Source organism: Roseateles sp., from assembly GCF_031397715.1.
Taxonomy (GTDB): Bacteria; Pseudomonadota; Gammaproteobacteria; order Burkholderiales; family Burkholderiaceae_C; genus Paucibacter_A.
Genome location: NZ_JANNMI010000348.1, coordinates 1 through 5,661 on the forward strand (window position 1 = coordinate 1; position 5,661 = coordinate 5,661).

Annotated in this window: 5 protein-coding genes; 1 reads left to right on the forward strand and 4 read right to left on the reverse strand. The window is 62.4% G+C overall.

Features of this window, described 5'->3' with window-relative positions:
- The 4 genes from RMO57_RS15195 to yajC form a co-directional block, all read right to left on the reverse strand.
- Nucleotides 1–1,351: DUF1631 family protein (locus RMO57_RS15195; protein ID WP_310388029.1), on the reverse strand; the 1,351-nt coding region annotated here is incomplete at its 3' end.
- 45 nt (nt 1,352–1,396) lie between these two features.
- A complete protein-coding gene (secF, locus tag RMO57_RS15200; RefSeq protein WP_310388031.1) occupies nt 1,397–2,431 on the reverse strand; it encodes a protein translocase subunit SecF in 1,035 nt (344 codons plus the stop codon).
- An 18-nt stretch (nt 2,432–2,449) separates the two neighbouring features.
- Complete coding sequence (secD, locus tag RMO57_RS15205) at nt 2,450–4,342, reverse strand: protein translocase subunit SecD (RefSeq protein ID WP_310388033.1); 1,893 nt, start codon at nt 4,340–4,342, stop codon at nt 2,450–2,452.
- 151 nt (nt 4,343–4,493) lie between these two features.
- Complete coding sequence (yajC, locus tag RMO57_RS15210) at nt 4,494–4,820, reverse strand: preprotein translocase subunit YajC (protein WP_310388034.1); 327 nt, start codon at nt 4,818–4,820, stop codon at nt 4,494–4,496.
- A 209-nt stretch (nt 4,821–5,029) separates the two neighbouring features.
- Here yajC and RMO57_RS15215 point away from each other — a divergent pair.
- A partial coding sequence (locus RMO57_RS15215) for a dihydrodipicolinate synthase family protein (protein ID WP_310388035.1) occupies nt 5,030–5,661 on the forward strand: 632 nt, incomplete at its 3' end.

Genomic DNA, 5,661 nt, shown 5'->3' on the forward strand with positions numbered 1-5,661 from the left:
TGCCGCCGCCGGCCCCGGCGCTGAAACCCATCACGCAAGAACCCATGCGGTCGATCAACTGCCGCGCCGGATGGTCGGTGGTGGCAAAGAAGTCGGGCTCGCTGACCGCGACCCGCAGGACCGGCATTTGCAAGCGCGCAAACCAGACGCGCACCGTGGCGGGAATATGTTCCTCCATCAAGATGCTCTGGAACATCATCGCCACCAACTCGATGGTGGCGCGCTCGGCCGGCGTTTCGGCCGCCTGCTTGAGGACTTGTTTGAAGGCTTGGTTGCGGGTCTGCAACTCCTCCAAAACCTGCGGCGCGGCGACTTCGGGCGCGCCCGGCGACTGCAAAGGCGCGCGCTGCAGCGCCTCTTGCGCATGCTTGATGGCCGAACTCAGGCGCGGCGCCAGGCCGGTCGCGGCGCCGCCGGGGCTGGGCGCCAAGGCTGTGGCGCCGGCGCTCAGGGCCGCCGCACGGCCATCGTGCCGAGTGGAGGCGAAGGCCGGCACCTGGCCGCCGACGATACGTTGAAGCAGCCGTAAAACCTCTTCGGCCTGGCTGCTGATGGGACTGCGTGCGGCAAGCGCCGAAGGGTGCCCGAGCGTCGACTTCGACCCCATCGGCAACCCTGAACCGCCTCTGATGGGCCCACCACCGCGCAGTTGACCCTCGGCCGACATGCCTGGATAGGCCGGTGTACCGGCCGCCTGGGCGGCCCGGCGGATAAACGGCCGCAGATCCACCTCAGGCATCACCGCTTGGGTCAGCAGCCAGGCATTGACCTCGTGATAGGCCTCACCCAGCAACTGGGCAAACTCCTGGTGCAACTCGCTGCGCAGCATCTGCCAGTCGGAATTGCTCAGGCCGCTGCGGGTCCAGGCATCCAGCACCAGCTTGGCCACCACATTGGCGCGAAACAAATCCTGGGCCGCCAACTCATCCTGTTGCTCCAGCACCTGCATGCGGGTGCGCAGATCGGTGAACTCCCAGGTCGCTTTGTCCATCATCGCCAACGACAGCCGCGAGGCGGTGATTTCGCGCTCGATGGTGTCATCGTCGACCAAGCTGAGTGGGCTTGCGGCGTTAGCGGGTTCGGACGCCTTGCTGACCTCGATGACGCCGTAAACGGCCGCATGCCGAATGCCGCTGATCACACCCGCTTGCCAAGCCGGACCGTGGCGATTCCAGGCCTGCACGCCGTCGCGGCGCGCCACCATCACCGCATACTCAACCGGCTGCAGCAGCAACTTGGCGGCCGCTTCATTGATGACCCGCCCCAAGGCCACCACCCCATTCACCAACGCCTCGATGTAGATACGCCGCGCCTGGGTGGCGATAGCCTTGTTGCGAGCGACAACGGTCATGGTTTAGGAGTGCAGCCAGGCTAGATGAATGATGCTGAAAGCACTCTACACCAGGGCCCCGGCGTTTGGATCGTCTGGGTCGCCCTTGTTGACCGGCGTGCTGACCAAGTCTTCACGCTTGACGCCCAACCACATCGCGATCGACGCCGCCACAAAGACCGACGAGTAAATGCCGAACAAGATGCCGATGGTCAGTGCAACCGCGAAGTAATGCAGGGTCGGGCCACCAAAGATCAGCATCGACAACACCATCATCTGGGTCGAACCGTGAGTGATGATGGTGCGGCTCATGGTGCTGGTGATCGCGTGATCAATCACCTCATGCGTCGTCAGCTTGCGGTATTTGCGGAAGGCCTCGCGCACCCGGTCAAAAATCACCACCGACTCGTTGACCGAGTACCCCAGCACGGCCAACACCGCCGCCAGCACCGAGAGTGAAAACTCCCACTGGAAATAGGCAAAGAAGCCCAGGATGATGACCACGTCATGCAGATTGGCGATGATGCCGGCGACGGCAAACTTCCACTCAAAGCGGAAGGCCAGATAAATCATGATGCCGATCACGGTCGCCAACAAGGCCTTGGCCGCGTCTTGCGCCAACTCGGCGCCGACGGCCGGGCCGACCACCTCGCTGCGCGACAGCTTGATCGGCTCGACGCCGGCGGCCGTCATGCAAACCTGCTTGCTGATGGACTCGCCTTTGTCGCTGATGCTTTGGCGCTGGCTGATGGTGCCCGACTCGGCCCGGCAGAGTTCGCCGAAGACCAGGTCAACCTGCTCGGTCTGCTTGATATCGGCGCGCAGCGGCAGGCGGATCATCACGTCGCGCGTGCTGCCGAAGTTCTGCACCTGCACCTCGCCAAAGCCGAGCTTCTCGACCAGTTGCCGGGTCTTCTCGACGTTAGCGGCCTGGGCGTACTCGGCTTCGATGACGGTGCCGCCGGTGAACTCGATCGAAAAGTGCAGCCCGCGGGTGGCCAAGAAGAACACCGCTGCGGCAAAGGTGACGAAGGAAATGACGTTGAAGATCAACGCATGCTTCATCAACGGGAGATCCCGTTTGATACGGAACAGTTCCATTTTTTTCGCTCCGTCTAATTAAGACTTGGCGACGGGCTGATCGGCCACGCTCACCTCGGTGGGGGGAATCCAGATCTGTCCGATCGACAGCGTCTTGAGCTTTTTCTGCTTGCCGTACCAAAGATTGACCAGGGCACGCGAGAACACCACCGACGAGAACATCGAGGTCAGGATGCCCAGGCAATGCACGATGGCGAAGCCCTTCACCGGCCCGGAGCCGAAGGCCAGCAGCGACAAGCCGGCGATCAAGGTGGTGACGTTGGAGTCAAGAATGGTGGCAAATGCGCGCTCGTAGCCGATCGTGATGGCGGCTTGTGGGTTTGCGCCGGCGCGTAATTCTTCGCGAATGCGCTCATTGATCAGTACGTTCGAGTCGATCGCCATGCCCAGCACCAGCGCGATCGCGGCGATCCCCGGCAGCGACAGCGTCGCCTGCAGCATCGAAAGCAGCGCCACCAACAAGAGCAGGTTGAAGCCCAGTGCCAGCGACGAAATCACGCCAAACAAGCGGTAATAGAGGCTCATGAAAATCGCCACGGCGACAAAGCCCCAGGTCACCGAAAGAATGCCTTTTTCGATGTTTTCCTTGCCCAGGCTTGGGCCGACGGTCTTTTCTTCGATGATTTCCATCGGCGCGGCCAAAGAGCCGGCGCGCAGCAACAAGGCGGTGTCGCTGGCTTCTTGCGTGCTCATCGAACCGGAAATCTTCACCCGCCCGCCGCTCAACTCGCTGCGGATCACCGGCGCGGTGACGACCTCGCCCTTGCCCTTTTCGAACAGGATGATGGCCATGCGCTTGCCGATGTTCTCGCGCGACATGTCCTTCATGATGCGGCCGCCCTTGGCGTCCAGCGTCAGATCGACCGAGGCTTGTTGGTTCTCGTCAAAGCCGGGCTGGGCGTCGGTGAGGTTCTCGCCGGTCAGCACCACCTGGCGCTTGACGATGATGGGGCCGAAGCCGCGGTCGACAAAGCGCTCGGTGCCGAACGGTACCGGGCCGCTGCCGGCCAAGGCGGCTTGCGCCTCGGCGCTGTCGTCGACCATGCGCAATTCCAGCGTGGCGGTGCGGCCGATGATGTCCTTGGCCTTGGCGGTGTCTTGCACGCCGGGCAATTGCACCACGATGCGGTCGCGCCCTTGCTGCTGAATGGTCGGCTCTGACACACCCAACTCGTTGACCCGGTTGTGCAGGGTGCTGATGTTCTGCTTCAGCGCGGCGTCCTGCACCGCCACCATAGCGGTCGGCTTGAGGCTGCCGGTCAGGCGCTGCTCGAGCCCTTCGTTGCTGCTGGTCCACTGCACATCGCCGAGCTGCGTGCTCAGCAAGTCCTGCGCCTGCTTGAGCACGGCGGCATCGCGGAAAGCGATCACCACGCTATTGCCGTCGCGGCTGATGCCGGCATGGCGAATGCCTTTGTCACGCAACAGCGTGCGCACATCGCCGGTCAGCGACTCGGCCTTCTTGGTCAGCGCCGATTTCATATCGACCTGCATCAAGAAATGCACGCCACCGCGCAAGTCCAGGCCCAGATACATCGGGAATGCATGCAGGCTGGACAACCAGTGCGGCGAACGCGACAGCAGGTTCAAGGCGACGATATAGGCCGGATCGGCCGGGTCGGTATTGATGGCCTTGCTGATCGCCTCTTTGGCTTGAATCTGCGCATCCAGATCGCCGAACCGTGCCTTGATGGAATTGCCTTCCAACTGCACAAAGTCGGGCTTGATCTTGGCTTCAGCCAAGGCGGCCTCGACCCGCGCCTGCAGCCCGGCGTCGACCTTCAGCGTTGCTTTGGCGCTGGACACCTGCACCGCCGGCGCTTCACCAAAGATATTGGGCAGCGTGTAGATGGTGCCGACGAGCAACGCGAGAACAAGGATCGCGTACTTCCACAGCGGATAACGGTTCATGGTGCTTCCTCTGAAACCCGGCCGCCACACTTGAGCAGCGCGCAGCGCCGGTCCATGCTTTGCTGGGGGGGCGCTGCCCGACCGGCGAGGCGGCGGGCAGCTTGGGGCTGGTAAAAGCCTAAAAAAAACGCAGCTCGACCAGTGGCTGGTCTTACTTGACGGTGCCCTTGGGCAAGACTTGCACCACGGCGCCGCGTTGCACTTGCAACTCAACGCCGGTGGCCACTTCGATCGTGATGAAGCTCTCGCCCAGCTTGGTGATCTTGCCCAACAGGCCGCCGGTGGTCACCACCTCGTCGCCCTTGGCGATGGCCTCGATCATGGCCTTGTGTTCCTTCTGGCGTTTCATCTGGGGCCGGATCATCACGAAGTACAGCACCACAAACATCAACACCAGCGGCAACATGCTCAGCAAGCTGGATTCGGTACTACCTGTGGCGGCCGGAGCGACCTGGGCAAAAGCATTGGAAATAAACACAACAGATTCCTTAGATATGAATGCGCCCAAGCCGGCTCTTGACCTCTGAACAAAAGCCGCGGGCGAACGAACGGCGGATTGTAAGCGCCCCAGCGGGCATCAAGCGGCCGGCGTCAGGCTCCGACTTACCCGCAGCGATATGAGGTTGACACGCATTGGGCACAAGGTTATCGTCAAATATATTTACAGAATACTTAAAGGAAATCATCATGCTTGCACAAGCCAAAGCCAATCTGCCGCGCTGGAGTGGCGTCTTTCCTGCCGTCACGACCAAGTTCAAGCCGAATGAGGATCTGGACGTGGCCGAAATGGAGCGCCACTTTGAATTCCAGATCGCGGGCGGCGTTGACGGTCTGGTCACCGGCGGCTCGCTCGGCGAAGCCAGCACCCTCACGCTGGAAGAAAAGCTCGAAGTAGCAAGCATCGCGGTGCGCGTTGCCGCCGGCCGTGTGCCGGTGCTGGCCAATGTGTCGGAAACCAGCACCCGCAACGCGCTGCGCTATGTCGAGGGCGCCGCCCGCATCGGCGTCGACGGCCTGATGCTGATGCCGGCCGTGCTCTACCCGGCCGACACCCGCGAGGCGATCGCCAATGTGCGCACGATCTGCGCCGCCGCCGCGCTGCCGACCATGCTCTACAACAACCCGGTCGCCTACCGGGTCGACCTTAGACCCGAGGACATGGCCGAATTGGCCGACTGTGAATGGCTGGTCGCGATCAAGGAGTCGACCGACAATATTCGCCGCGTCACCGATCTGCGCAACCTCTTGGGCAGCCGCTACCAACTCTTCATCGGCGTGGACGACCTCAGCTTCGAGGCGCTGGCGCTGGGCTGTGACGG